22 protein-coding genes and 1 pseudogene are annotated in these 24,883 nt (G+C 67.3%); 12 read left to right on the forward strand and 11 right to left on the reverse strand.

Features of this window, described 5'->3' with window-relative positions; translation table 11 throughout:
- Positions 1-22: 22 nt before the first annotated feature.
- Entirely contained in the window at positions 23-790 is a 768-nt protein-coding gene (locus ACZ7OI_RS04080) for a helix-turn-helix transcriptional regulator (RefSeq protein ID WP_470262714.1), read from the reverse strand.
- Positions 791-858: 68 nt separating this feature from the next.
- On the opposite strand from ACZ7OI_RS04080, the gene ACZ7OI_RS04085 reads away from it, so the two are divergent.
- On the forward strand, positions 859-1,908 hold the full coding sequence (locus ACZ7OI_RS04085) for a zinc-binding dehydrogenase (RefSeq protein WP_470262715.1): 1,050 nt from the start codon (positions 859-861) through the stop codon (positions 1,906-1,908).
- Here the strand turns inward: ACZ7OI_RS04085 and ACZ7OI_RS04090 are convergent.
- The 3 genes from ACZ7OI_RS04090 to ACZ7OI_RS04100 all read right to left on the reverse strand — a co-directional run bounded on the left by ACZ7OI_RS04090 (position 1,905) and on the right by ACZ7OI_RS04100 (position 4,273).
- Positions 1,905-2,378 carry a pyridoxamine 5'-phosphate oxidase family protein gene (locus ACZ7OI_RS04090; protein ID WP_470262716.1) on the reverse strand — a complete coding sequence of 158 codons (474 nt, stop codon included), beginning with the start codon at positions 2,376-2,378 and terminating at the stop codon, positions 1,905-1,907. The genes ACZ7OI_RS04085 and ACZ7OI_RS04090 overlap by 4 nt on opposite strands.
- Positions 2,379-2,386: 8 nt before the next feature.
- Positions 2,387-3,277 (reverse strand): SDR family oxidoreductase, encoded by an 891-nt coding sequence (locus ACZ7OI_RS04095; RefSeq protein WP_470262717.1) that lies wholly within the window; start codon positions 3,275-3,277, stop codon positions 2,387-2,389.
- 81 nt (positions 3,278-3,358) lie between these two features.
- A complete protein-coding gene (locus ACZ7OI_RS04100) occupies positions 3,359-4,273 on the reverse strand; it encodes an aldo/keto reductase (RefSeq protein ID WP_470262718.1) in 915 nt (304 codons plus the stop codon).
- Positions 4,274-4,335: 62 nt separating this feature from the next.
- On the opposite strand from ACZ7OI_RS04100, the gene ACZ7OI_RS04105 reads away from it, so the two are divergent.
- The 6 genes and pseudogenes from ACZ7OI_RS04105 (at position 4,336) to ACZ7OI_RS04130 (ending at position 9,910) form a co-directional block, all read left to right on the forward strand.
- Positions 4,336-5,154 (forward strand): LLM class F420-dependent oxidoreductase, encoded by an 819-nt coding sequence (locus ACZ7OI_RS04105; RefSeq protein ID WP_470262719.1) that lies wholly within the window; start codon positions 4,336-4,338, stop codon positions 5,152-5,154.
- A gap of 104 nt (positions 5,155-5,258) precedes the next feature.
- Entirely contained in the window at positions 5,259-6,290 is a 1,032-nt protein-coding gene (fbaA, locus tag ACZ7OI_RS04110; protein WP_470262720.1) for a class II fructose-bisphosphate aldolase, read from the forward strand.
- Positions 6,291-6,478: 188 nt separating this feature from the next.
- Positions 6,479-6,796 (forward strand): hypothetical protein, encoded by a 318-nt coding sequence (locus tag ACZ7OI_RS04115; RefSeq protein WP_470262721.1) that lies wholly within the window; start codon positions 6,479-6,481, stop codon positions 6,794-6,796.
- Positions 6,796-8,433: an alpha/beta hydrolase gene (locus ACZ7OI_RS04120; RefSeq protein WP_470262722.1), complete on the forward strand. Its 1,638-nt coding sequence runs from the start codon at positions 6,796-6,798 to the stop codon at positions 8,431-8,433. Before ACZ7OI_RS04115 ends, ACZ7OI_RS04120 begins: the two co-directional genes overlap by 1 nt.
- A 98-nt stretch (positions 8,434-8,531) precedes the next feature.
- The gene (locus ACZ7OI_RS04125) at positions 8,532-9,125 is read left to right on the forward strand and encodes a hypothetical protein (protein ID WP_470262723.1); all 594 of its coding nucleotides are present in this window, start codon (positions 8,532-8,534) and stop codon (positions 9,123-9,125) included.
- Between the two features lie 142 nt (positions 9,126-9,267).
- Positions 9,268-9,910: pseudogene (locus ACZ7OI_RS04130) on the forward strand (MBL fold metallo-hydrolase).
- 9 nt (positions 9,911-9,919) lie between these two features.
- Here the strand turns inward: ACZ7OI_RS04130 and ACZ7OI_RS04135 are convergent.
- A complete protein-coding gene (locus tag ACZ7OI_RS04135; RefSeq protein WP_470262724.1) occupies positions 9,920-11,341 on the reverse strand; it encodes an alpha-L-fucosidase in 1,422 nt (473 codons plus the stop codon).
- Between the two features lie 203 nt (positions 11,342-11,544).
- Here ACZ7OI_RS04135 and ACZ7OI_RS04140 point away from each other — a divergent pair, with 203 nt between their 5' ends.
- Positions 11,545-13,308: a hypothetical protein gene (locus ACZ7OI_RS04140; protein WP_470262725.1), complete on the forward strand. Its 1,764-nt coding sequence runs from the start codon at positions 11,545-11,547 to the stop codon at positions 13,306-13,308.
- Here the strand turns inward: ACZ7OI_RS04140 and ACZ7OI_RS04145 are convergent.
- Together ACZ7OI_RS04145 and ACZ7OI_RS04150 are read right to left on the reverse strand one after the other, a co-directional pair.
- Positions 13,305-15,227, reverse strand: coding sequence for a UvrD-helicase domain-containing protein (locus ACZ7OI_RS04145; RefSeq protein WP_470262726.1), 1,923 nt, complete (start codon positions 15,225-15,227; stop codon positions 13,305-13,307). The two genes, ACZ7OI_RS04140 and ACZ7OI_RS04145, sit on opposite strands and share 4 nt — an antisense overlap.
- A 12-nt stretch (positions 15,228-15,239) precedes the next feature.
- On the reverse strand, positions 15,240-16,409 hold the full coding sequence (locus tag ACZ7OI_RS04150; protein WP_470262727.1) for a hypothetical protein: 1,170 nt from the start codon (positions 16,407-16,409) through the stop codon (positions 15,240-15,242).
- Between the two features lie 233 nt (positions 16,410-16,642).
- On the opposite strand from ACZ7OI_RS04150, the gene ACZ7OI_RS04155 reads away from it, so the two are divergent.
- Together ACZ7OI_RS04155 and ACZ7OI_RS04160 are read left to right on the forward strand one after the other, a co-directional pair.
- Positions 16,643-17,053: a DUF3151 domain-containing protein gene (locus tag ACZ7OI_RS04155; RefSeq protein ID WP_470262728.1), complete on the forward strand. Its 411-nt coding sequence runs from the start codon at positions 16,643-16,645 to the stop codon at positions 17,051-17,053.
- A gap of 122 nt (positions 17,054-17,175) precedes the next feature.
- Positions 17,176-18,069 carry a helix-turn-helix domain-containing protein gene (locus tag ACZ7OI_RS04160; protein ID WP_470262729.1) on the forward strand — a complete coding sequence of 298 codons (894 nt, stop codon included), beginning with the start codon at positions 17,176-17,178 and terminating at the stop codon, positions 18,067-18,069.
- Here the strand turns inward: ACZ7OI_RS04160 and ACZ7OI_RS04165 are convergent.
- Positions 18,050-18,556, reverse strand: a complete 507-nt coding sequence (locus tag ACZ7OI_RS04165; protein ID WP_470262730.1) for a GNAT family N-acetyltransferase — start codon at positions 18,554-18,556, stop codon at positions 18,050-18,052. The two genes, ACZ7OI_RS04160 and ACZ7OI_RS04165, sit on opposite strands and share 20 nt — an antisense overlap.
- Positions 18,557-18,604: 48 nt before the next feature.
- Between ACZ7OI_RS04165 and ACZ7OI_RS04170 the strand changes: the two genes are divergently transcribed.
- Complete coding sequence (locus ACZ7OI_RS04170) at positions 18,605-18,952, forward strand: hypothetical protein (protein WP_470262731.1); 348 nt, start codon at positions 18,605-18,607, stop codon at positions 18,950-18,952.
- A 56-nt stretch (positions 18,953-19,008) separates the two neighbouring features.
- Here ACZ7OI_RS04170 and ACZ7OI_RS04175 read toward each other — a convergent pair whose 3' ends face one another.
- Positions 19,009-20,298, reverse strand: coding sequence for a GGDEF domain-containing protein (locus ACZ7OI_RS04175; RefSeq protein ID WP_470262732.1), 1,290 nt, complete (start codon positions 20,296-20,298; stop codon positions 19,009-19,011).
- 218 nt (positions 20,299-20,516) lie between these two features.
- Positions 20,517-21,776 carry an MFS transporter gene (locus tag ACZ7OI_RS04180; RefSeq protein ID WP_470262733.1) on the reverse strand — a complete coding sequence of 420 codons (1,260 nt, stop codon included), beginning with the start codon at positions 21,774-21,776 and terminating at the stop codon, positions 20,517-20,519.
- 317 nt (positions 21,777-22,093) lie between these two features.
- Here ACZ7OI_RS04180 and ACZ7OI_RS04185 point away from each other — a divergent pair, with 317 nt between their 5' ends.
- On the forward strand, positions 22,094-23,971 hold the full coding sequence (locus tag ACZ7OI_RS04185; protein ID WP_470262734.1) for an FAD/NAD(P)-binding protein: 1,878 nt from the start codon (positions 22,094-22,096) through the stop codon (positions 23,969-23,971).
- On the opposite strand, the gene ACZ7OI_RS04190 is transcribed toward ACZ7OI_RS04185, so the two are convergent.
- Positions 23,961-24,860 (reverse strand): glycosyl hydrolase family 18 protein, encoded by a 900-nt coding sequence (locus ACZ7OI_RS04190; RefSeq protein WP_470262735.1) that lies wholly within the window; start codon positions 24,858-24,860, stop codon positions 23,961-23,963. The genes ACZ7OI_RS04185 and ACZ7OI_RS04190 overlap by 11 nt on opposite strands.
- Positions 24,861-24,883 lie beyond the last annotated feature (23 nt).

Below are 24,883 nucleotides of genomic sequence, written 5' to 3' on the forward strand. Positions count from 1 at the left end.
AACAGTTACTCGAAAGTACTTCCTACTCGTCAGTACTACTCGGCAGGCGATAGACCACCAGTGTCTGCTCCGGCCGCTCGGCCACGTGGAACGCGGCGTGCGTCGCGGTGACCACGCCCAGCCGGGGGTGTCGAAAGCGCTTGTGACCTGCGTGGCTGAACTGGATTTCGTAGTGCGGCCACCACTCGCGCACCTCGGGGCTCGCCTCGGTCAGCTCGGCCACGAGCCGGGTCACGCGCGGGTGCTCGGGATGCCGTCCGGCGATCGCCCGCAGCCGGGCCAGGATGTTGCGCGCCTCCTGCTCCCAGTCGACCAGGACCTCGCGAGCGGCGGGCTCGGTGAACATCCAGCGGACGACGTTCGCGCCCGGTTCGATGTTCCGGAACAGCTCCGCGGCGGCGTCGTTGTACGCGAGCAGGTCGTAACAGATCCCGGTGACGTATGCGGGGTTGTCGCCCAGCATCGCCGGGACGCCCGCCACCTCGGGCGCAGCCTCCTCGGGAGCGTCTTCGGGGGTCTTTCCGCCATCGGCGAGACGGCGTAGGTGGTCCTGTTCGGCGCTGGTCAGCCGGAGCGCGCGGGCGAGGGCGTCGAGCACCTGGTCGGACGGGCGGACGTCGCGGCCCTGTTCGAGGTAGGTGAGCCAGGTGGCGCTGATTCCGGCCAGCAGGGCCAGCTCTTCGCGGCGCAGCCCGGGTGTGCGGCGGCGTCCGGTGATCGGCAGGCCCGCATCGGCCGGGGCGATCCGCTCGCGGCGGCTGCGCAGGAAGGTGCCCAGTTCGACGCTCACCCTAGAACCTCCAGTACCAGAATAAAGCGATTCTGGATACCAGCTTAACGGCGCGTCAGGCTGGTGGCATGCGAGCTTGGACTGTTGCCTCACAAGACGACGACCTGCGTCTCTCCGAGGTCCCGGAACCCGTTCTCCAGGGCGGCGGCGTGGTCGTGGAGGTGCTCGCCGCGCACCTCCCGGCGTATACGAAAGCGGTCGTGACGGGCGGTCGCGGCGGCCTGCTGACCCCGCTGATCCTCGGCCCCTCGTGCATCGGACGCGTGGCCGACGTCGCGCCGGACGTTCTCCACGTCGCGCCGGGCGACATCGTGCTGGACACGGCGCTGCTCAACGCGGGCGACGGCGACGAGATCCTGGTCGGCTGGGTCGGCCTTGGCGGTTCCGGCGGCAACGAGCGCACGGACCGCATGCGCGAGGTGTGGCGCGACGGTGCCTTCGCGGAGAAAGCGTTGTGCGCCAAGGAAACGATGGTCAAACTGCCCGGTGCGGAGAATTACCCCGACCCGGCGCGCCTGGCTTTCTTGCCGTGGCTCTGCGTTGCCGCTGCGGGGCTGCGCACGGCAGGTCCGCTGGCTGGACGCGACGTCGCGGTGATCGGCGCGACCGGTCAGATGGGCGGGGCGGCGGTGATGCTGGCGCTGGCCGAAGGCGCGGCGACGGTGACCGCGGTGGGCCGCAACAAGGTGGCGCTCGACCGGCTGGCCGAACTCGGCCCGCGCGTGCGTGCCCACCAGCTGACCGGCGATCGCGCGACGGACGCGGCGGCGATCGGACCGGTCGACATTGCCCTCGACACTCTCGGTGCCACGCCGACGGCGGACGCGACGATGGCCGCCTACGACAGCCTGCGCGTGCGCGGCACCCTGGTGCTCGTCGGCGGCGTACGCCAGGACCTGACCATTCCGTACGGCGACTTCATGCACCGCAGGCTCACCTTGCGCGGCTCCTGGATGAGCGACGACGAGACGGTGACGAGGGTGTGGAACTTGGTCCGCTCGGGCGTGCTGGACCTCTCCGCGGTGGAGCTGCTGAAGGTGGGCCTCGACGACCCGGAAACCGCGCTTGACCTGGCGGAACGCACTTCCGGGCTGGGCTTCGTGGCCCTCGTCCCCTAGTAGGTGCCGCCGAGTTTCGAGTGGTCCCAGCTCGCGATTTTCGTCGGACGCAGGATCAGCCCGAGCCGCTTCGGCGCCTGCCGTTCGATGAAGGTCCGCAGCTCGTCGGGCACCGACGCGCCCGGTTCGGCTCCGGAGTAGCGCATCATCAGCGCGATTCCCATCGCCGTGACCTGGTCGGTGTCCTCGACGAACTCGACGTCCGCCTCGAACGAAAGCCCGCGCAGCTGGTCGTACGCGTCGCCGCTTTCGATCAGCACAGTCGCTTCGGGCAGCCGTCGCAGGTTCTTCGCCTTCTGCGAGGTGCCATACGTCCACGTCGCGACCCCGCCCTCGTGCGGGTAGTACCAGAGGGCGGTGAGGTGCGGCCTGCCCTTCGGGCCGACCGAGGCCACGTTGATGACCTTCTGCTCGGCCAGGTAGGCCTGCACCTCGTCCGGAGTCATCCGGATCTGGTCGCGACGGGACATGGCGCTCCTCAGTTGCGCTTGGTGGCCGCGCGCCCGCCGTGGCCGTTGACCGACGACTCGAACGCGCCGCGCTCCTCGACGTCCTTCAGCGCGGCCCGGTCCGCTGCCGGCACCCGGGTCCGCGCGCCGAGTTCGACGATCGGCGGCAGGAACGAGCGCAGCAGCTTCAGTCCGCCGACCCAGCGTGGCACGTGGATCGTCCTGGCGCGGCGCAGAATCCCGGCCTCCAGGTCGTCGAGCGCGACGTCCAGCGGGTAGGTCTTGCCGAGCAGGCCGGGCATGCCGGAACGCAGCTTGCCGAACACCGGGTGCGCGTCGGCGCTTTCGACCAGGTCGGTGCGGATCCACGTCGGGTGCGCGACGCCGACTTTCACGCCGAGGTGCGCGACCTCCGCGCGGAGGCTGTTGCAGAACGCCTCGACGCCGGCCTTCGCGGCGGCGTAGTTCGCCATGCCGGGCGCGTGCGTGATCGCGGCGAGCGAGGAAATGCCGAGCAGGTAGCCGCGGCGTTCGATCACGTGCGGCATCGTGACGCGGAACGTGCGCCACACGCCGAGCAGATCGACCTCGATCACCCGCTCGAACGCGGCGCGGTCCACCGAGCGCACGAAGCCGGCGGTCGCGATGCCCGCGTTGGCGATGACGATGTCGATGCCGCCGAAGTGCTCGACCACGCCCTCGGTGACGCGCTCGAGGTCGTCCCAGCTGGTCACGTCGGCTTCCCAGGACTTCGCGTTCGGCCCGATCCGCTTGGCGACCGCCTCCTGCTCGGCGGCTTCGAGCCCGACGAGCGCGACCTTGGCACCGCGCGCGGCGAGCCGCTCGGCCAGGCCGGCTCCGATCCCGCGAGCGGCTCCGGTGATGAGCACGACCTTGCCGTCGACCTGCTTCTGAGCCACGGTGCCCTCCTGAGCCGGTTTTGCCTGTCCGGAGGGCACCGTACAACAACCTACCCGCAGTAAGCTACTGTTCGGTAAGTATCAGTTCGACGCTTCGCCCAAAGCGGTGAGTTCGGCGTCGGTCAGGGTCAGCTCGACCGAAGCGAGCAGGTCAACGAGCTGCTCCGGGGTGCGCGCGCTGGCGATCGGCGCGGCGACGGTCGGCTGCTGACGGAGCCACGCGAGCGCGACACTGGCGACCGAAGCGTGGTGCGCGGCAGCCACTCCGTCCAGCGCGGCGAGCACTCGTTCGCCCCGGGCGTCGAGGTATTTCAGTGCCCGCGGGGCTCGCGGCGAATCGCCCGGCTCGTCCTTCGAGCGGTACTTGCCGGTGAGGAATCCCATGGCCAGCCCGAAATACGGCAGCGTCACGAGGTTCTCGCGGGCGACGAGCGGGGCCAGCTCCCGCTCGTAGTCGCGCTCGACCAGGTTGTAATGCGGTTGCAGGGCAACGTATCGGGCGAGGTTGTTCTGGTCCGAAATGGACAGTGCGGACGCGAGCCGGTCCGGTTCGTAGTTGGACGCCGCGATGTAGCGAACCTTGCCGTCGCGCACGAGCTGGTCGAACGCGACGAGGGTTTCTTCCAGCGGGGTGTCGAGATCGTCCTTGTGCGCGTAGTACAGGTCGATGTGGTCGGTTTGCAGGCGGCGCAACGATTCTTCGACCGCCTCGGCGATGTTCTTCGCGGCGAGGCCGGGCCGCTGATCCCCCGCGCCGACCTTGGTGGCGATCACGACGTCGTCGCGGCGGCCGCGTTTGGCGAGCCAGTTGCCGATGATCGTTTCGGAACCGCCACCGCCGCCATAGGTGTTGGCTGTGTCGAGGAAATTGCCGCCGGCCGCGGTGTACGCGTCGAGAACAGCGAATGACGTGGGTTCGTCCGCTGTGTGGCCGAAGACGTTGCAGCCGAGGTTGAGGCCGTGGATGTCCAGTTCCGTGGAGCCGAGCTTGGTCATGCTTTCGAACCTAATCCGGCCGGGGCGGGAGGAAAACCGGGTTCTCGTGCGTTGGGCGGGACATGGCTATCGAACTGGGCAAGCTAGGCGTTTGGCGGATGTCGACGGCAGTGGACGGCGAGTTCGCCGCCGAGGTGGAGAAACTGGGCTACGGCACGATCTGGCTCGGCGGGTCCCCCGGCGGCGACCTGGCGATCGTCGACGAACTGCTGGCCGCGACCGAGCGGATCAAGGTCGCCACCGGAATCGTCAACATCTGGGCCGACACGCCTGAGGACATCGCGAAGGCCTTTCACCGCATCGAGGGCAAACACCCGGGACGGTTCCTGCTCGGCGTCGGCGCGGGCCACCGTGAGCACACGCAGGAGTACAAGAAGCCGTACGCGGCGCTGGTCGAGTATCTGGACGCACTCGACGCGGCCGGGGTGCCCAAGGAGTCGCTCGCGCTGGCCGCGCTCGGCCCGAAGGTGCTCGAACTCGCCCGTGACCGCACCGCCGCCGCGCACCCGTACTTGACCACTCCGGAGCACACCCGGGCCGCGCGCGAGATTCTCGGGTCCGCCTTGCTCGCACCTGAGCAGAAGGTCGTCTTCGACACCGATCCGGAGCGGGCGCGGGCGACCGGTCGCAAGACCGTGCAGTTCTATCTCGGCCTGTCCAACTACACCGCGAACCTGTGCAAGCACGGCTTCTCCGAAGAGGACATCGCCGGCCACGGCAGCGACCGGCTGATCGACGCGCTCGCCGTCCACGGAGACGGAAAAGCGCTGGCCAAGGGCCTACAGGCGCACCTTGACGCGGGAGCCGACCACATCAGCGTGCAGTCCTTGGACGACGATCCGTTCCCTGCCTACCGGGCAATCGCGGCGGAGCTGCTCTGAATCGCTCCAGTCGGTTTCGTCTCGTGTGAGGTAGGACCGGTCGGCGCGGCCGGTCCACCTCGTACGATGCCGCTGTAGAAGCCAGTCGTCTCGAGGAGGAACCGATGCCCATCGCCACCCCCGAGGTGTACGCGGAGATGCTCGACCGGGCGAAGGCGAACGAATTCGCCTACCCGGCCATCAACGTGACCTCGTCGGAAACCGTGAACGCCGCGATCCGCGGGTTCGCCGAGGCGGAGAGCGACGGGATCATCCAGTTCTCCACCGGCGGCGCGGAGTTCGCGTCCGGGCAGAAGGTGAAGGACATGGTTGTCGGCGCGACCGCGCTGGCCGAGTTCGCTCAGGTGGTCGCGGCGAAGTACGACGTCAACGTCGCGCTGCACACCGACCACTGCCCGAAGGACAAGCTGGACGGCTTCGTCCGCCCGCTGATCGAGATCTCCGCCGAACGCGTCCGCGGCGGCGGGCTGCCGCTGTTCCAGTCCCACATGTGGGACGGTTCGGCCATCGACCTGGACGAGAACCTGGAGATCGCGCAGGAGCTGCTCGCCAAGGCCGCGGCGGCGAACATCATCCTCGAGGTCGAAATCGGCGTCGTCGGCGGCGAGGAAGACGGCGTCGAGGCGGAGATCAACGAGAAGCTGTACACCGCCGAGGGCGACTTCCTGAAGACGATCGACGCGCTCGGCGCCGGCGAAAAGGGCCGCTACCTGCTGGCCGCGACGTTCGGCAACGTGCACGGCGTGTACAAGCCGGGCAACGTGAAGCTCCGCCCGGACGTCCTCAAGGGCGGCCAGGAAGCGGCGGCGAAGAAGCTCGGCCTGGACGCCGGCTCGAAGCCGTTCGAACTGGTCTTCCACGGCGGCTCGGGCTCGCTGCCGGAGGAAATCCGCGAGGCGGTGTCGTATGGCGTGGTGAAGATGAACGTGGACACCGACACGCAGTACGCGTTCACCCGCCCGATCGCGGACCACTTCTTCAAGAACTACGACGGCGTGCTGAAGATCGACGGCGAGGTCGGGAACAAGAAGGTCTACGACCCGCGCAGCTACCTGAAGGCCGCGGAAGCGGGCATGGCGACCCGGGTGGTCGAGGCCTCGCAGGCGCTGGGCTCGGCTGGCCAGAAGCTGGGCTGACAGGGGTTTGTGGCGGGGAGGCCGTCTCGATCTTGTGATCGGGGCGGCCTCCTGCTTTTAGCCCACGAGACCGCTCTTCGCCGCATTCCTGAAACGGCCACTGGGGTGATTTTCGGGTACTTTGGCGGGCTTTTGCGCTGCACCCAGGTCATAGTGTGATCGGAGGGTCACAATGTGCGGGGGGTGCGATGAGTGGGTTTGAGGTCGTGATCGATGCGATCGAGAAGTCGTCTGAGGCCGCGAAGCGGTCCGCAGACGGTGCACGGTCTGTTGATCTGGCGGGCACTCTGGTTGGTGTCGCACAAGGGTTGCCCGGCGGGACGGCCATCGAGGCGGCGCGGATGCTCGGCGACAGGTGGGGGCGAGAGCTGCTTGCCTGGACGAAAAACATGGACGAGTACGCCGACCAGCTTACGGCGGCGGCCCGCCGCTACCGGACGGACGACCAGGCAGCAGCACATGATCTGCGGGTTGTCCCGGTGCACGGCGGACCGAGGCCGGTCTGATGGTCGTGTGGGCGGATGTGCGGCGCTGGAACGCCGCGGCGATCGGCGGAGTTTCTGATGCGCTTAACCAGCGCTGCAACCAGTTGCTCGCGCTGAACGATGATGTGGAGAACGCGGCGAAGTTCGATGGCTGGACGGGTGATGCCGCAGGTGTTGCGTCAGCCAGGGGCAACTCGCTGATCTCGACTCTGGAACGGCGGGTAGCCGAGGCGTCCGCAGTCCGTCGAGGCGCGCACGAGGCGCAAATCGCGGTCGAGCGTATTGCGGCCGTGGTGGCTGAGACCGACGAGCTGGCCCGGACGAACTCGTGGGTGATCGGAGGCGACGGCGCGGTGGTCGCACCGCCGACATCCGGTCCGCCCCCGCCCCCGGACGTGGCAGCACAGCGCGAGAAAATCCGGGTTGAACTCGTGGACCGGGTCGAACAGGTCCTCCGCAGAGCGAACGACGTGGATGCTGACCTAGCCGCGATCCTGACCCGGACGCTGCGCGGGGAGATAACCGAGCGGTATGCAGGCACACTCGCTCAGGCTGCCGCAGCGGGTGCCGCGCAAAGCGGGCTCTCGATCATCGGTCCGCCCGAAGGCGGAACTCCGGGCGACAACAAGGCCTGGTGGGACACCCTCTCCGACACCGCGAAGGCTACGATCCTGCGGGATTCGCCCGATCTGGTCCGCAACCTGGACGGCGTCCCGATCGTGGATCGGGACGCGGCCAACCGGGCGGTGCTCCAGCGGGAGATCGGCAAGCTCCAGGCAGAAGCGACGGAGATCTCCAGAGCCAATCCGAACGACCCGCGGTCCCCGCATCAGACCGATTGGCCAGGCAAGGAAAAGCTCGACGAGATCGCGGGCAAGCTCAACGGCCTGCGTGCGATCGAGGAACGGCTCAACAACATCGGCCCGGGCGGGAGGCAGACTTTCTTGATTGGCTTGGACGCGAGCGGGGACGGCAAGGCAATTGTCTCGGCAGGCAACCCGGACACGGCGAAGAACGTCGCCACCTACGTTCCCGGTACCGGCGCGGAACTTGGCAAGATCAAAGGCGAGATGGACCGTTCCGACCGCATGTTCGACTCCGCGGCGAAGGCCGGGTCGGAGTCCACCGCGGTGGTTTCCTGGGTCGGTTACGACGCACCGGATGATGTGGTGCCCAACGCGATGAGCGGTGACTACGCGGACGACGCGAAGAAAGACCTCGACCGCTTTCAGGACGGGCTCCGGGCGACCCACCAGGGTGCGCCGTCGCACAACACGATGATCGGCCACAGCTACGGAACCACCGTCATCGGCCATGCCGCACGCGACGAGCACCTCAATGTCGACGACATCGTTTTCGTCGCCAGTCCTGGCGTCGGCGTCAACCAGGCCAGCGAACTCGGGATTCCGGCAGAGCACGTTCACTCCACGGTGGATTCGCACGATCCGATCCAGCTCGCGCCTGTGCACGGCATCGAGCCGCAGAACTTCAGCGACGCCGACACGTTCAGCTCGGGACCAAGCGATCCGAAGCAGAGCACCGAAGGGCCGTGGTACGCATTCGGTTACAACGCAGCCGCTCACTCGATGTATTGGGATCCCGGAAACAAGGCGCTCAACAACATGGGGCGCGTTATCGCCGGCCAGCCAACCTTCTAACCGTGAAAAGCCGCCGGAAACCCACCGCCGTGATCTACCTGGCGGCGGTCGCCGTCCTGACGTGGTCTGTGAGCGCGTGCGGTACGGGAGGAGACGGAATGCAACCAACGATCACCCTCGAACAGGCCAACCAGCAGGTTGAGGAGTACTCGAAGAAGGCACGCGAAGCGCTGCCCGCGGAGGCTCGGTACTCGTTGTTCGCATCGGAACAGCGGGGCGACTGCAACGACCCTAGCGACAACGGTCCCAAGAACAGGGTTCTCGCCAGTCGGACCTACCAGGTCGAAGGGCTGGCGAAGGACAAGATCCCCGCGTATTTCGACGCCCTTCGCACCTGGTGGCAGAACCACAACTTCCGGGTGCTCGACAACAATCCGCCGAACGAGTACCTCTGGGTCGAGAACAACGCGGACAGTTTTCGTATGGCGCTTGAAGCTAACCCGCAAGGTGGCTTGTTCCTCACCAGCACTTCACCTTGCGTATGGCCGAACGGAACGCCGATCCCTGAGGCACAGGGGCCCGCCGAACCAATGACCGGAACCGGCGTTGCTCAGGGGGACCCGCGGCCGCCCGAGCCTGCTGCTGGAGCGGAGCCCGGACAACCACGTAAGGCCCGCCAGCGGCCGCGACCAGCAGCCGACGATGAGGAGGATTTCTCACAGACTGACTGGACTGACGACAGCGCGTACTGACTCGTCTGATCAAGTGTTTCCGTTTGCTCGGGAAGGTTGCTCGGCCGCGCGCAATCGTTTTGATCAGTTCGGAGAATGGACTGCCCTGGTTGACGGCTTTGCACCGCATCGGTTGGCTGGACCGTGACGAGGGAGGAACTCCATGGCCTACACCGGAGTAGTGACCACCGGCGGCCCCGCTGACGTGCGGGAGACCAGTGGCTTGACCATCTCGAAAGTCTCGGTCGGCACGATCGACAACAACGCTTACCTGCTGCGCTGCCGCGCCACCGGCGAACAGTTGCTCATCGACGCGGCCGCCGACCCGCAAACCCTGCTCACCCTGGCCGGCGACGACGGTCTCGCGTCGATCGTGACGACGCACCAGCATTGGGACCATTGGATCGTGCTCGCGGAAGTCGCGGAGGCAACCGGTGCCCGAACTTAGGCTGGCCGCGACGACATCGACGGGATCAAGGCACGCATCGGACGGCGACACCATCCGAGTCGGCGAGGTCGAGCTGACGGCGCGGCACCTCGTCGGCCATTCGCCCGGCAGCATCGCGCTCGTTTACCGCGACCCGGAAGGGTTTCCGCACGTCTTCACCGGCGACTCGCTGTTTCCGGGCGGAATCGGGAACACGGAGAAGGACCCGGCCCGGTTTGCGTCGTTGCTTAAGGACGTGGAGGAGAAGATCTTCGGGGAGTTGCCGGATGAGACGTGGTTTTACCAGGGGCACGGCGGCGATTCCACGCTGGGTGCGGAACGTCCGAAGCTTCCCGAGTGGCGTGAACGCGGCTGGTGAACGGTCCGATCACCAATCCGTCACCGAGAGCACCGCCGGGAATTCCTCCGTGAAGTCATCCGTCCGACGTCGAGGCAGGTCAATCACGATCCCCTCCGCCGTCCGCGTCCACGCCAACGGTCGGGAATGCCCTCCCAGCAAGCGGATTCGTGACCGGTCGTTGATCGGAACATCCCCCGGCACAAGAAGCCGCGTGCCCGGCCAATGGAGCGGGATCAGGTTGAACGCGCCCCGCGTCCGCGTGTAGCAGAGGTCGCCGTCCATTGCTCGAATCCACGGAGTCGAACCGTAGATCGCGCGGCCGTACAGGCGTAGCCAGCGGCCCATGTCCAGCAGGCGCGAACTCATCCAGTCCGCGATCGTGCCGTCCTCGCGGGGGCCGATGTTGAGCAGCAGGTTTCCGTTTTTGCTCACCACTTCGGCGAGCAGGCGGATCAGCTGTACGGAGGATTTGATCTTCGCCGGATCCTCGTTTTCGTTGTAACCCCAGGACTTTCCGATGTTCAGGCAGGCTTCCCACGGATCAGGCCGCAGGACGTACTTCTTGTTATCCCCTTCCACAGTCGCGAAATCCGCGTGTGACGCTTCGAAGCGGTCGTTTGCCAGTACGCTCTTCGGGCGCGGGCGGTCGGCGGCGTGCCGGTAGTAGTAGGACAGGATTTCGTCGCTGCGCCAGTCCCACGTCTTCGGCCGGAAGATCGGGCCGCCGCCGAACTCGTGGTAGCCCTGGCCGTCTGCCCAGAGGATATCCGGGTCGTACTGGCCGATCAGGGTTTTCAGGTGTGCGTGCTCGTATTGTGTCACGTAGTCGGTGACTGGGCGGTAGCCGGTGTAGGGGATTTCCGTGCCGGTGTAAGGGTTTCTGGGGGCAGTGTCGAGCGCGGGGTTGTAGAACTCGCCCAGTGAGTAGTAGGGGCCGCGCTTGAGGCGGGAGTGTGCGGCCGCGGAGAAGAGTTCGCCGACCAGGTCGCGGCCTGGGCCGAGGCGGACGGAATTGCGGTCGGACGCGGTATTGCGGAATAGCTGAAAACCGTCGTGGTGTTTGGAGGTCAGGACGAAATACCGGGCTCCGGCTTGTTCGAACAGGCGTACCCAGGAGTGCGGGTTGTAGCGGCGGGCGGTGAAGCGCGGGATGAACTGGTCGTACGCGAAGTCCGCGCCGTAGGTTTTCAGGTGGTGGTCACGGGTTCCGGTGCCGCGCGCGGGATCCGTGACGTTCATGGCGTACAGGTACCACTCGGCGGCGTGTTTGGCGTCGCCCCAAGCCGCGGCTGAGTAAACGCCCCAGTGGATGAAGATGCCGAATTTGGCGCAGCGGTACCACGGGATGGCGGCGGAGGCGGCGGATGCCGGGGTCGCGGTGAGTCCGAGCAGCCCGGCGGCGGCCGCCGCGGCGAGTAGGCTGCGGCGGCTGAGGCCTGCCTGGTCCATGACGCATCCACTCCCGGTTGCGGCGGCGGTCATCGGATGTATTGGTCTTTCAGGGGTACCAGCTCGGCGGGGTGACCGGCAAGCATCCTGTCTGGTCAAGACAGTTGTTCACAAGCATGAACGCGACAGTTGGCCGATTGACTCGACCGGGTGCCCTTCTTATGGTCGAGCGAATACATCAGATCTATTGATAGGTGGCTGTCATGGGCGCAGCATGGGAAACCAGTCGGCGGACGGCGTTGCGCGGCGGGGTAGCCCTTGCAGCACTGGCTGCCACCGCGGGGACCGCGTTCGCCGATCCGAAGCCAGGCCGACGGTTGCCGTTCCTGCTCGACATGGTTCAGAACAACCCCGGTGAGCCGCTGTTTTCCAGTCGCTTCAACGATCCCGCGACGCTGAAGAGCTACGGCTACGACGGTCAGGTGATCAACGAGTTCACCCCGCCGCAAACCGCGATCACCTTCGACACGTTCGACGAGCGAATTTTCCCGGAGAACTCACCGGGGCGCGCCTGGGTTGAAGCGACGGCGAAGAAGATCGACGCACACATCGCGCGAGCGCACGCGGCGGGCATCGCGGCGTATTTCTTCACCGACATCATCGTGCTGCCGAAGCGACTGGTCGAGCTGTACGGCGACCAAATCCTCGACAGCAAAGGCAGAATCAGCTTCGACCGTCCGCTCACCCAGCATATCCACCGACTGATGCTGCGCGAGATCTGCGCACGTTTCCCCGGCCTGGACGGAATTGTCGTGCGCACCGGCGAGACCTACGTGCAGAACGTGCCATTCCACACCGGAAACAACCCGATCACCAACGGCGCCACGAGCCATCTGACGCTGCTCGGCATCCTACGCGACGAGATGTGCTTGCGCGGCAAGCGGGTCTTCTACCGCACCTGGTCCACCGGCAGCGACAAACTGACCAGCGACCCGGACTTCTACCGGCAGGTGACCGACCAGGTCGAAACGCACGAAAACCTGGTCTTCTCGATCAAGCACACCGCGAAGGACTTCTGGCGGACCATCCCGTTCAACCGCACCATCGGCGTCGGAAAACACCGGCAGATCATCGAAGTGGAATGCCAGCGCGAGTACGAGGGAAAGGGCGCGTTCCCGAATTACGTGATCGACGGCGTGGTCAACGGTTTCGAAGAATTCCGCACCCAACCGCGGACCGGCCCGATCGGGCTCGCCGAGGTAGCCGGCAATCCGATCATCGCCGGAATCTGGACCTGGTCCCGCGGCGGCGGATGGCGCGGACCGTATCTCCACAACGAATTGTGGTGCGACCTCAACGCCTGGGTGATCGCCCGCTGGGCCCGCGACACCGGCCTCGGCGAGGAAGGCGCGTTCACCGAATACGCGACGACACGGCTCGGCTTGCGCGGCGACCAAGTCCGCCGCTTCCGTCGGCTAGCGTTGCTATCGGCGGCGGCCGTACTGCGCGGGCACTACAGCGTGGTGCACCCGATGGGCAGGCTGATGTGGACCCGCGACCAGTTTCTCGGCGGCTCCGACAAGGACCTGACCAGCGATTACGATGCAATCATCGCAAAGGGACGGGTCGAACCGGTGCTCGCCGAGAAAGCCCAAGCGGCCCGGATGTGGGACGAAATCGTCGTGCTTTCCGGCACGCTCCCGCTGCGCGATCACGCCGACCGGACGTACCTGCGAGTCTCCGCGCGCTACGGCCAATCCTGGCACCGCGTCGTGCACCACGGCTGGGAAGTAATGCTGCGCGGCTACGCCGGCGGGTACAACAAAGCGGTCATGCGCTACCACCTGGCCCGCTACGACGCGGAATGGCAACGCTGGCAACGACTTTCCGAGACCGAATCATCCTGCGCGACGCTGTACCAGCCGTACAGCTTCGGCCCGAAAGGCCCGGACGGGCTGTACAACGCCGACCCGGACCACGGCATCAAACCGGCCACCGACTACTACCGCCGCCTTCTGTCCAGTTAGGATGGTACGACGCCCCACCACAGAAAATCCCGCGCCCGGGTCGCAGCCACAAGTCGTTGCCGGCTGAGCAACTCGCGCTGTTCCTCTTGCTCCGCAGGGTCTTCCGGCGAAGGATGCGGCAACTGGACAACCAGCACCGCGCGGAAGTCGAGGCCCTTCGCCCGGTGCACGGTCCCGACGTGCAGCCGATCCTCGGCTTCCCCGACGTAACGTTCGAGAGCACGCGCAGGAATCCCCGCAGCTTCCAGGAACCGTCGGCATAGCTCAGCATCCGCATTGCTGAAGGTGATCAGCGCTGTCTCGCCGCGCGGAATGGTCAGCTCGTGGACGGCGGCAGTCAGCGCGCCCGGAAGCTCGGCCTGCGTACCGGTCCACGACCGCACAACGCCGCCCTCGTTGACCGAATCCGCGTCGCGCAGCGCGACCCCCGCCGCACCGTCCAAATCGTCCACCGCGTTGATCCGCCGAGCGAAGTCGAGAATGCCCGCGCGGTTGCGATAGTTGACCCTGAGCACCTCGCCGCGGCCCTGGATCGGGATCCCCGCGTCGGACAGCCGCCAGCCACCGGGGTAGACCTGCTGCTGTCCGTCGCCGACGAGCAGCAGCTGATTCGGGCCGTCGCCGGCGATCGTGCGCAACAGCCGCAGACCGGTCAGTGTCATGTCCTGCGCTTCGTCAACCACGACAGACGCATACGGCTCTTCGAGAGGCTGCCGTTCGAGTTCAGCGCCGGCCCGGGACAACAGGTCGTGAAAGTCGGACAACCCGTTGGCGGCCAGATTTCGCGAGTAGGTCTCGTACAGCTGCCAGACCTTCGAGCGCTGGCCGCGATCCAGCCGGAGCCCTCGTCGAGCACGGTGGATGGACTGGTACTTCTCCAGCGTCGCGATGCCCTGGCCCTTGATGACGCGCTGGACCTCGGTCTCCCAGTAGTCGTAATTCGGCCCCAGCCGCTCAAGGGGCTCGCGATGCTCCTTCCAAGCGCGCGCGAACGCGTCCTTGGTGAGCCGCGGATTGGTGTTCAGCTCGATACCGCGCCGCCCGAGAAACGCCCGGGCCCACGCGTGCAGGCTGACGAACTCCGCCCGGTCCGCGAGCTCCGGAGCCAGCCGCCGGAACGTGGTCTCGTTGACCGGCGGAAGAGTGCGTACGAACGTCGTGAACAGCAGCGGACCGGTGCTCCGGCGTCCGACGTGCCGCATCCGGTGCAGCGCGACCACAGTCTTCCCGGTCCCGGCCGGACCGCTGATCCGCGCCGGGCCCGAGTAGTTGCGCGACGCCAATGCCGCCTGGTCGGGATGGAGGAACGTCATCCACGTCTCGAACGGCCGCTCCACCGCCGCGAGCAGTTGGTCATCCGCGACGCTCTCCGCCGACAGCAGCTCGAACGACCCGGTCTCCTTCTCCGGAGCCGCGATCGTCAGCCACTCGTAGCCACCCAACCGCGAAGCGAGCCCCGAAGCGATCCTGGCGGCTTGCCGAGCGGTCAGATGCACCGTGTCGCGCCGGAAGAGCTGGTCCAGTTTGGCCGCGGGCAACGACCAGAACGGCCCGGCGGCCCCCGGCCGAGACCCCGAGCCGCCGATCGCGACCAGGGTCACCGCGCTCCGGGCGATGCGCTGCCCGCCCGGGCCGGGCAGCCCGGCGAACCGTTCTTCGGCGTCCCGGGCCACCTCGCGCATCGCCGCTTCGTCCGGAGGCGGATCGGTGACAACAACTGCGAACACCCCGGCGCGCCCGATCAGGAAGGCATCGGCGGTTCCCGGGTCCCCGGTGCGCACCGCCAGGTGCCAGCCTTCGGCGGTCCGCTCCAGCAGCCCGGCCAACGTATTGCGCCGCAAAGGATCCCGGAACCGCTCCGCGATCAGCTTCGTGGCCTGCTGCTGGACCTGCCGCCGGGCATGCGCGCTGAGTCCCACCGAACCTCCGCGTTACGCCGCGACCGCGCGCCGCGAAGCCCACCATTCCTTCGCCGGACCAGCCCCAGCCCACAACGCGAACACCGCCACCACAGCGACCAAAGCCGTCCAATACGCCACGGGCGGTGCCGACTCAGTCTGCTGCTCCCCGAGCAGCCAAGGCCGCAACTGTGACTGCACCCAGAACGCGCCGTACCCGAGCACCGTCACCAGAACCGCCCCCGACACCGCAGGCCGCGGCAGCAGGAAGGCCAGATCCACCGCGACCCCGACAGCCAGCAGATAGAACGGCACCGTCGACACCGGGAAGCCCAGCGCCAGCAGCAGCGGCCACATCACGCACCGGTAGGCGACATACGCGCCGGCCACGGTCAGCGCGGCCCAGCGCCGTCCGACGGTCTTGCGCGCCAGCACGAGGATCAGCGCAGAAACCCCGATCCCCCACAGCGGATACACCCACTCCGGGATCGGCATCGTGAAGTGCACCACCGCGGCCCGGTCGACCGGGTGGCCGATCTGGTTGGCGGCGAAGGAAAGCAGCGTCGGCTCCGCCTCGGGCGTGCCGCGTTCCCAGGCCCGCAAGCCGAGGATGCCGTACTCCTGCTGTCCGTTCGGGAAGAAGGTGTTCTCCAGGAAGAACGCCCACAGCGCGAGCAGCACCCCGGTGCGGAAGCGGCCCGGCGGGGCCAGCCGCAGCCAGCCGAGCAGGACGCCCGCCTGCATGATGCCGGTGCCGAGGTACAGCATCATGTGCGACGGGCTCCACGCGGTCAGGTCGAGGCCGTTCACGCGGTGGTTGATCACGTCGAGCGGCGCGGCGACCAGGAACACGATCAGCCCGGCCTGCATGAGCCGCAGCGAGCGCCGGTCGCAGCCGAGGCCGGTGTAGCTGTGGATCGCCACCAGCACGATGATGATCACCGTGCCGACGGTGTTGATCAGGTGCGGCGGGGCGAGGTCGTCGCGCAGCCACTTGAAGTGCCACGACATGTCCCACGACGACCCGACGAGCTTGAACGCGAACGCGGTCAGCCACATGCCGTAACAGAACCGCAGCACCCACGCCGGAGTCGGTGCTCCCGGTGCGCCGCGGTGCCAGTGCGTCGCGAAGAAAAGCCTGGTCTTGCCCACCGGCCCGCGCGGGACCGTGGGGCCGGCGACGTCTTCAACCGCCTTCGTCATAGGCGCCATCATCCACTGCCGCAAGACCCCGCGGCGGGAGAAGGGGCAAAAACCGGGGTTCACCCCTACGGGTGGCGGATTTGCCCCCGCCCGGCCGGGCACGGCAGGGTGTCGGCCCATGATGCCGAAACGAGCCGTCGCCGCCGTGCTGATCGCAGCCCTCGTGCTGGCCGGCGGAGGCGTGCTGACCAGCCTGTTCCTCTGACCGAGGGCAGCGTGGGCACAATGGCGGCATGACGCACAACCTGCTGGGCCCCGAGCCCACGCTGCTGCCCGAGCACACCGAAGCGCAGGCCGCGCTCGACTCCGGGACGGACCCGTCCGCCGTGGCCGCCGAACACCCCGAGTACAGCGAGGCCTGGGCCACGCTCGCCGAACGCGCGCTCGCCGACGGCGAGACCGTCGCCGCGTACGCCTACGCCCGCACCGGCTACCACCGCGGCCTTGACCAGTTGCGCCGCGCCGGCTGGAAGGGCTTCGGCCCGGTGCCGTGGGCACACCGGCCGAATCAGGGTTTCCTGCGCGCGCTCGCTGTGCTCGGCACCGCTGCGGGCCGCATCGGCGAATCCGAGGAGTACGAACGGTGCAAGACGTTCCTCGCCGACTCCGACCCGGCCGCGGCCGAGGCGACCGGGTTGAAGTGACCGGTTCGAAGTGACACGGGCCGCCGGTCGCGCCCCGGAAAACCCGGGCGCGACCGGCCCGTTGCCCACCTTCGGGTGACAGCTAGAGGTGTTCGCATTTGGTGACACCTACAAAGGCGGCCATGCGAGGCACGGCCATGCTCACCCCCCGGATCCGCACCCTCGGCACCGCACTGCGCGAGGCCAGGGTCGACGCCCGTTTCGGACTGCGCGAACTCGCCCGGCGAGTCGGCACCAACCCCGCCCTGGTGTCGAACTGGGAGCTGGGACAACGGGTTCCCGCGCTGGAGGACGTCGCGGGCATCCTCGGCGCGCTCGGCGTCGTGGGCGCGGAGAAACAGCGGATCCTGCAACTGGCGCGCGGCACCGCCGAACCGGGCTGGGTCGCCCGCGGCAAGCAGTCCGACCCGGACCACCTCGGCGGGCTGCTCGCCTGCGAACGCGCCGCGACGTCGGTCGTCGAATGGCAGCCGCTCCTGATACCCGGGCTGCTGCAGATCCCGGATTACGCGCGGGCGCTGTTTCTCGCGGACGGATTGCCGCTGAAGGACGCGGAACGCCAGGCGGAGCTCCGGATGATGCGCCGTCCGCTGGTGGTCGGCCCCGGCGCGATCCCGTGCGAGGTGCTGCTGGGCGAGGCGGCGTTGCGCAATCCGATCGGCGGGCCTTCGACGATGGCCCGGCAGCTGCGGTTTCTCGCCGACCTGATGGCGACGTCGGCGAAGCTGTCGGTCCGCGTCGTGCCCGGCAGCAGCGGCGGGCATTCGGGACTGGCCGGGCGGTTTTGCGTGTACCACGTGGAGGTCGGCGATCCGATCGTCTACTTCGAGCACCAGCACTCGGGGGCCTTCCTCCTCGACGAGGGGAACGACACCTACTGCGAGGTCGCGGACCGGATTCGCGATTTCTCCCTGGACTCCCGCCGATCGGCGGCGTTCGTGCAGCACACCGCACAGCAGTTCCGGGAGCTCGCGCAGGGGAAAACCACGGAGGGGCCTAGGAATACGTTCGGTTAGCCGGGACGTCGGTCGCGATCCGCAGTTCGCTTTGGAGCAGGTTCTTCGACACCGAGAAGCCGTGCCGCACATAGGCCGGTATCGCGCGTTCCGAGGAGTGCACGGTCACCCGCTCCAGCCCGAATTCCGCGGCCAGCCGAAGCGTCGCCTCGATCAGGAGCCCGCCAACGCCGCTGTCGCGTGCTTCCGGCACGACGTACACGCATTGCACGTCGCCGCAGATCCGCGAAAAGTCATGCGGCGTCGGCACTCTGGGGGTGAGGGCGAGAAACGCCATCCCGAGCACTTGCTCGTCCCGCACCGCCACCAGACAACGATGCGTTTCGGCGTGCTCGCGAGCCCAGGCGGCGAACTCGCGCACGAAGGCGGCCCGATCGCGTTCCGGGAGGCCGTCGCGGTCGGCGACCCAGCGCCAGCGCAACGCGGCGACGGCGGGGAGTTCGTCGGCGCGGGCTGGGCGAATCCCGGTGAGCGGTGCAGGAGTCACTTTCGAATTTCCGGACGTCGTGGGTGGCACTCTTGGCATTGTTGCTTGGTGGTCCTCGGGGACGAGGTGACAGTCGTACGGTCAAGCCGTCGAAAGTTCGTCGAGGCCAGCCACGGCGTCGTCGAGAAGCTTGTCCATGTTCGGTTGACTCGCGCGCGAATGGCGATGGACGACGGAGTTGCGTGCGGTTGTGAACCTGACGAACTGCGCAAGGGGTTGCACGGACGTCCCCGGCATCCCGAAGGGCCAGGGGGAGAGATCCGCGAGGACGTGACCAAGTTCCGAAATGAATCCTTCGATGCCTTGGTCGCCAAAGCCGTGGAACGCAAGGTGATCGCCTCAGGCAAGCAGAAGCCATCGAGCTCCTCTGCGGCGAGCTGGACTGAGCCGCGCTGACAGACGAAGGATGGACCCGGCCGGCCGGGGGAGGGTGCCGGCCGGGTCCGAGGTCGTCAGGCGACCGCCGCGAGTTCCCGGATTGGGGTTACCGAGCCGACTACGCGATTTCGGCCGCTGTTCTTCGCCGCATACACCGCGGCGTCGGCCGCGGCCATCACTTCCTCGATGCTTGTCCCGTCCAGCGGGAACGCCGCCACCCCGATCGACGCGGTGCGGTTTTCGATCGCGACCGCCACGCCTTCGTTCGTCTGCGTGGGAATCACCAGCTCGCTGATGCGCTGCCGGATCCGCTCCGCCGTCACGATCGCGTCCTCTTTCGACGTCGACGGCAGCAGCGCGACGAACTCCTCGCCGCCGAACCGGCCGACGAGATCGTGCGCCCGGGTCTCCTGTTTCACTACGGCGGCAACGGCTTTGAGCACGTCATCGCCCGCCAGGTGGCCGTAAGTGTCGTTGATCCGTTTGAAGTGGTCGAGGTCGATCATCAGCGCGCCGAAGCTGCCGTTCTCGCGCTCGGCACGGGAAATCTCGCGCTGCGCGCCTTCCTGCCACGTGGTGGCGTTGAGCAGCTGCGTTTTCTGGTCCGTGGTCGCGAGTTCCTCGAGCCGCTTGATCAGCATCGACCGCTGCAGCACGTACAGCGGCAGGATCACCAGCACCGACAGCAGCGGTTCCTGGCTCAGCACCATCACCAGCAGCCCGCCGACGCACAGGGTCGCCAGCTCCAGCAGGTTGTCGTCCATCGTGCCGAGGCAGGACTCGGCCGTCGCCTTCGCCGGGTCGGTCAGGTACAGACCAAGGCCGGTCAGGGCGGTGTTGACGAGGAAATAGCCGAGCGCGCCCGCCACCACGGTGGTGACGCTGTGGCCGTTCGCGAGATGTCCGGCCAGCGCCGCGCCGAAACCGGACAGGATCATCGTGGTCGCGTTGGCCGCGACGCGGTGCGCCTCACCGGGGCGCGTGCCGTTCCAGCTGCGGAAGGCCAGGTAGACGTAGATGATCACGCCCAGCGCGGCCACCAGCTGCGGCGGCACCAGCAGCGCCGCCGGAAGCAGCCACACCGAGGTCACGGTGATGTGCGGGCCCTGGCTCAACATCCGGCGCTGCCGCTCGATCTGCCGCGTGACCTCGGTCTGCGCGATCGCCAGGCCGGCGAGCATGCCCAGGATCCCGATCTGGCCGAGGCTGACCGGGAACACCAGCGTGCTCACCACCGTGAGCACCGCCGTGACGGCCATGCTCGTCAGCGTGACCGCGACCCACTGCCGCGGCCGAGTCCAGAGCGACCACCGGGAAACCGCATCGCGCAGCCCCAGCCCAGAAAATTCCCCCAATGTGACCATTCTTCCCCCCGGGTCTTGCGCGGATCTCCAGTGACACTCGCCTTACTCACAGTTTCAGACCGTTTGCCGCCTGTCCACAAGGGCCTTAGGTGTGTACATTTTTCCCGAACACGCCGGATGAAGGGTGACCAGCGATGCGCAGCAAGGAACAGTGACCGCGTAGCAGCACCGCAAGGTCGCGCAGGTCAGAGCCTCACGCGCGGGGCATGTCGGGGTAGTCAGGCATGTTCGGCGCGTGTGGCTTCCTTCGCAGACCCGTCTTCAGCCTGCCCGGAAACGGTCCGCTGCCACGCGATCGCGAGCGGAATCGTGATGAGCAGCCCGGCCAGTCCGAAGATCCCGACGGTCGTCTGCGCGCTCACGTGATCCGCGATGACCCCGCCGATCAACGGCGTCACGCCCATCGTCGTGGTCAATCCGGTGTTCGACAGCCCCATCGTCTGCGCCCGGCTCTCGTCCGGAACCGCGACCGTCAGCGACGCCGTCGCCTGCAGCAGCGCGATCGTGCCGAAGCCGCCGGAGATCACGAACAGGATCACCGAGACGATCGCGCCCGGCTGCAGGAAACAGAGCAGCAGCGGGATCGCGGCGAGCGCGGTCATCGGGCCGATCAGCTTCGGCCGGATTCCGGCGGGCACCCAGCGCGTGTAGATGAACGTGAAGATCACGCTGCCCACCGGGTCGGCGGCGAGCAGGAAGCCGATCATTTCGGACCCGCCGCCCGAGGAAGCGACGTACGGCGCGGCAATGCCCTCGTACACCGGCATCAGGCCGGCGAGCCACGTGAAGACCATCAGGGACCGCAACGCACTGGTCGCGAAGGCGACCTTGCCGCCGGCGCTCAGCGAGGAGAGGAACGGCTTGCGCTTTTCCCCGCTGGCCGCGGCGGGACGGGATTTCAGTCCGAAGCGGAGGAAGAGCGCGGAGAGCAGGAACGTGCCCGCGTCGAGCACCAGGGCGAGGCGGGCGTCCATCGTGAGCAGCAGCGCGCCACCGCCGGCGAAACCGAGCAGCTGCGCGGATTGGACCGTCATGCTCCGGATGCCCATGCCGACCACGAAACGGTCGCCTTCGAGCACCTGCGGCAGCAACGCCAACTGAGACGCCTTAAACGGCGGATTCAGCAGCGAAACACATCCGACGAGCACGCATAGCGCCCAGAACGGCAGCCCGGGAATCGCAACGCACAGAATCAATGCCGCGCGCGTGAGGTCGACAGTGACCATGACCGCCCGGCGAGGGAAGCGGTCGGCGAATCCGGTGAGGAAGATGCCGCCCAGCAGCGACGGGAAGAACGTGAGCGCGTAGGTGAGGCCGGTCAGCGTCGCGGAACCCGTGTTGGCGTAGACGAGGACGGACAACGCGACCCGGGCAAGCTGGTCACCGGCGATCGACAGCAGTTCGCCGAACCACATCGCGCGGAACTCGGCGACTCCGAACACCTCGCGGAACGTGACCCGGTGTGGTGCTGTCGTCATGCGTGTTCTCCCCGCTGCTGTGTGCGGACTGTGCCGCACTAGTGACCAACGGGTGACCCTAGATCCTCCTGGTCACGGGCCGGTCACACGAAGTGAGTTGCCAAGCTCAGTGTCTCGTGACTGTTGGTGATTCTCTAGGTTCTTTCGCCGGTATCCGTCAGGTCACGGTCAGTTCGCCACGTGTCCAGACGATAGCGCTCCGCACTCTCCTCCGGGGTCTGTTCGATCTTTGTGGTTTGTGACACATCCGTTCGGGTCGGACGTCCGCAGAGTGGAACGGCCGCCGCCCGGCCACCCGGCCGCGTAGCTTCGCCCGGGTGATCGCTCTCCCGACGTTCACGCTCGCCATCGTGGGCGCCGGACCTCGCGGGGTCGGCGTCCTCGAACGGCTGTCCGCGAACGCCGCCGAACTGCTCGGCGACCGGCAAGCCGAAGTCCACCTCATCGACCCGTTCCCGCCCGGCCCCGGCCGCGTGTGGCGGTACGAGCAGTCGCCGCTGCTGCGGATGAACTCGATGCCCGAGGACGTCACCGTGTTCACCGACGACACCGTCCGGATCGACGGCCCGGTGCGGCCGGGTCCGTCGCTGATCGAGTGGGTGCGGCAGGTGCGCGCGGGCACCCTCGCGTATCCGGTGCCGGACGACGTCCGCGCCGAGTTCGAGGCACTGGCCTCCACGGATTTCCCGACCCGGCGGTTGCAGAGCCGGTACCTGGAGTGGTTCTACCGCAAGGTCGTGGCCGAATTGCCGCCCGAAATCACGGTGATCGAGCACCTCGCCACGGCCGAGAGCATCGACAACGACGAGACCGTGCGGCTTTCCGACGGCACGACGGTGACTGCCGACGCTGTGGTGCTGACGGTCGGCCACCTCGACGCGGTCCCCGATTCTCGCGAACGCGCGCTGGAGGCGTTCGCCGAGCAGCACGAGCTGTCCTACTACCCCGCTGGCTACACCGCGGATGTCGATTACTCCGCCGTGCCCGCCGGAGAACCGGTGCTAGTACGCGGTTTCGGCCTGGCGTTCGTGGACCTGATGCTGTTGCTCACGGAGGGTCGCGGCGGCCGGTTCGAGGAGCTGCCGTGCGGCGGTCTGCGCTACCGCCCGAGCGGTGCCGAACCGGTGCTGCACGTCGGATCCCGGCGCGGGGTGCCGTATCACGCGAAAACCGGCTATCGGCTGCGCGGGAAACCGTTGCAGCTGCCCAGATTCTTTGACAAGCGCGCCATCGACGGCCTGACCGGTCCGCTCGACTTCCGGGCGGACGTGTGGCCGTTGATCGCCAAGGAACTCGCCTGGGCGTATTACACCGAGCTGTTCACGGGACATCCGGACCGCGTGCGCACGGATTTCGCGGTCTTCGCGGACAAATTCGCCGACCTGCCGTGGGGAACGTCCGAAATGGACGATCTGATCGCGGCTGCCGTGCCTGCGCTGGAAGATCGGCTCGACCTGGAGCGGCTGGACCGTCCGTTCGCTGGCCGCCGCTTCGATTCCGGTGAGGAATTCGGGAAAGCGGTGCGGAAATACATCGAGTCCGACCTCGCGCGGCGAGCGGATGTGCACCACAGCGCGGACCTCGGCGCGTTCATGGCACTGCTGTCGGTGATAGGTCAGCTGCCCACGCTGCTCTCGACCGGACGGCTGACCGCCGCTTCCCAAGTGTCCGATATGGACGGCTGGTTCCACGGCTTTTTCTCTTATTACGCAAGCGGTCCGCCACCGCGTCGGCTCGACGAACTGCTCGCGCTCGAAGACGCAGGCGTCGTGTCGTTCCTTGGCGCGGACATTTCGATCGACGCTGACGAGACGGCCCGGACGTTCGTCGCGTCGAGCGCCATTCACCCGGACAAGGTCGCCGCGCGCACGTTGATCGAGGCGCGGCTGCCGGACGCCAGTGTCCCGCGAGTGTCCGATCCGCTGTTGCGCAGCCTGCGGGATACCGGTGCGCTGGCCGAGGAAACCGTGCCGGATGTCGACGGCGCAACGTTGCCGTCCGGACGGATTGCCACGTCGCTCAACGACTTCCGACTGGTCACTGTGGACGGTGGGACGCATCCACGACGGTTCGCGGTCGGTCCGCACACGAGCGTCCGATCAGCGGGCGCTTTCACCCGGCCGCGCACGAATGCGATCTCGTTCCGGCAGAACGACGCCCTGGCAAGGGAAATCCTGCGGCTGGCTAACCCTTGACCGTCGGCGCGATCTGCTGCGCCCACTCCCACGGTGCGGCGGTGTCGCCGGGCAGCGAGTTGAAGTACTCCCAGCCGTCGATGCCGCCGAAGTCCGGGTACTTCTGGACGAGGCTGCCGACGGTGTTCTTCAGTGTCGGCATGTCGACGTACCCGTTGCAGTTAGCGGGATTCGTGACCGTTCCGGCGACGACCTTGCTCGCCGGGACGACGCCGTGGCCGATGATCTGGTCGTAACCCGAGGTGTCCGCCAGCGAGCCCCAGCCGCAGTAGAACTGGGCGTTGAACCAGGAGATCTGGTCGCCGCGCTCACGGTAGAGCCGGTCGTAGTCAAGGCCGGAAAGGCCGCCACCGCCGCTGAGTTCGGTCGCGACCGGCGCGAGGGTGATCAGAAAGTCCGGGCCGAAGTCGCTGCGCAGCGCGTCGATCACCCGGTTCAGCGCGTCGTTCGACATCTGCTCCTCGACGTCGAGGTCGATGCCGGACAGCGAATGGTCGCGGATCAGGTTGCGCAGCAACGGATAGTAAGTGTCGAAGTCCTGCTCCAGGCGCTGGAAGCTGCCTTTCGCCGCACCGCCGACGAAAGCGAGCGCGTGCACGCCTTTGCCTTGCATGGTGGCGAGATCGGCCCACATCTGCGTGAACTTGGCGTCCGACGGCGGATCGTCGTTGAGCGTCATAGTTCCGCCGTCGTTGAGGTGCACGGCTCCGACGATCACGTCGGTGACGCCGGTGTCGTGGTCGGTGAGCCCCAACGGCGAGATGTACGCCCCGTTCTGGTGCGTAGTTTGGTAGTAGACAACGACTCTGCGTCCGGTCGCCGCCGTCGCCGGGACTGCTCCGCAGAGCACCAGGAACACCGCCAGCACCGCCGCCGTGATCTTCCTCATGGTTCGGACCATAGGACGGCGGC

Source organism: Amycolatopsis sp. NPDC114503 (assembly GCF_055633655.1).

Excerpts from the sequence above, each read along its gene's own strand:
- ACZ7OI_RS04085 (WP_470262715.1), top strand. The coding sequence starts at position 859 with ATGCGAGCTTGGACTGTTGCCTCACAAGACGACGACCTGCGTCTCTCC.
- ACZ7OI_RS04090 (WP_470262716.1), bottom strand. The coding sequence starts at position 2,378 with ATGTCCCGTCGCGACCAGATCCGGATGACTCCGGACGAGGTGCAGGCC.
- ACZ7OI_RS04100 (WP_470262718.1), bottom strand. The coding sequence starts at position 4,273 with ATGACCAAGCTCGGCTCCACGGAACTGGACATCCACGGCCTCAACCTC.
- ACZ7OI_RS04105 (WP_470262719.1), top strand. The coding sequence starts at position 4,336 with ATGGCTATCGAACTGGGCAAGCTAGGCGTTTGGCGGATGTCGACGGCA.
- fbaA (WP_470262720.1), top strand. The coding sequence starts at position 5,259 with ATGCCCATCGCCACCCCCGAGGTGTACGCGGAGATGCTCGACCGGGCG.
- ACZ7OI_RS04115 (WP_470262721.1), top strand. The coding sequence starts at position 6,479 with ATGAGTGGGTTTGAGGTCGTGATCGATGCGATCGAGAAGTCGTCTGAG.
- ACZ7OI_RS04120 (WP_470262722.1), top strand. The coding sequence starts at position 6,796 with ATGGTCGTGTGGGCGGATGTGCGGCGCTGGAACGCCGCGGCGATCGGC.
- ACZ7OI_RS04125 (WP_470262723.1), top strand. The coding sequence starts at position 8,532 with ATGCAACCAACGATCACCCTCGAACAGGCCAACCAGCAGGTTGAGGAG.
- ACZ7OI_RS04135 (WP_470262724.1), bottom strand. The coding sequence starts at position 11,341 with ATGGACCAGGCAGGCCTCAGCCGCCGCAGCCTACTCGCCGCGGCGGCC.
- ACZ7OI_RS04140 (WP_470262725.1), top strand. The coding sequence starts at position 11,545 with ATGGGCGCAGCATGGGAAACCAGTCGGCGGACGGCGTTGCGCGGCGGG.
- ACZ7OI_RS04150 (WP_470262727.1), bottom strand. The coding sequence starts at position 16,409 with ATGACGAAGGCGGTTGAAGACGTCGCCGGCCCCACGGTCCCGCGCGGG.
- ACZ7OI_RS04155 (WP_470262728.1), top strand. The coding sequence starts at position 16,643 with ATGACGCACAACCTGCTGGGCCCCGAGCCCACGCTGCTGCCCGAGCAC.
- ACZ7OI_RS04160 (WP_470262729.1), top strand. The coding sequence starts at position 17,176 with ATGCGAGGCACGGCCATGCTCACCCCCCGGATCCGCACCCTCGGCACC.
- ACZ7OI_RS04175 (WP_470262732.1), bottom strand. The coding sequence starts at position 20,298 with ATGGTCACATTGGGGGAATTTTCTGGGCTGGGGCTGCGCGATGCGGTT.
- ACZ7OI_RS04180 (WP_470262733.1), bottom strand. The coding sequence starts at position 21,776 with ATGACGACAGCACCACACCGGGTCACGTTCCGCGAGGTGTTCGGAGTC.
- ACZ7OI_RS04190 (WP_470262735.1), bottom strand. The coding sequence starts at position 24,860 with ATGAGGAAGATCACGGCGGCGGTGCTGGCGGTGTTCCTGGTGCTCTGC.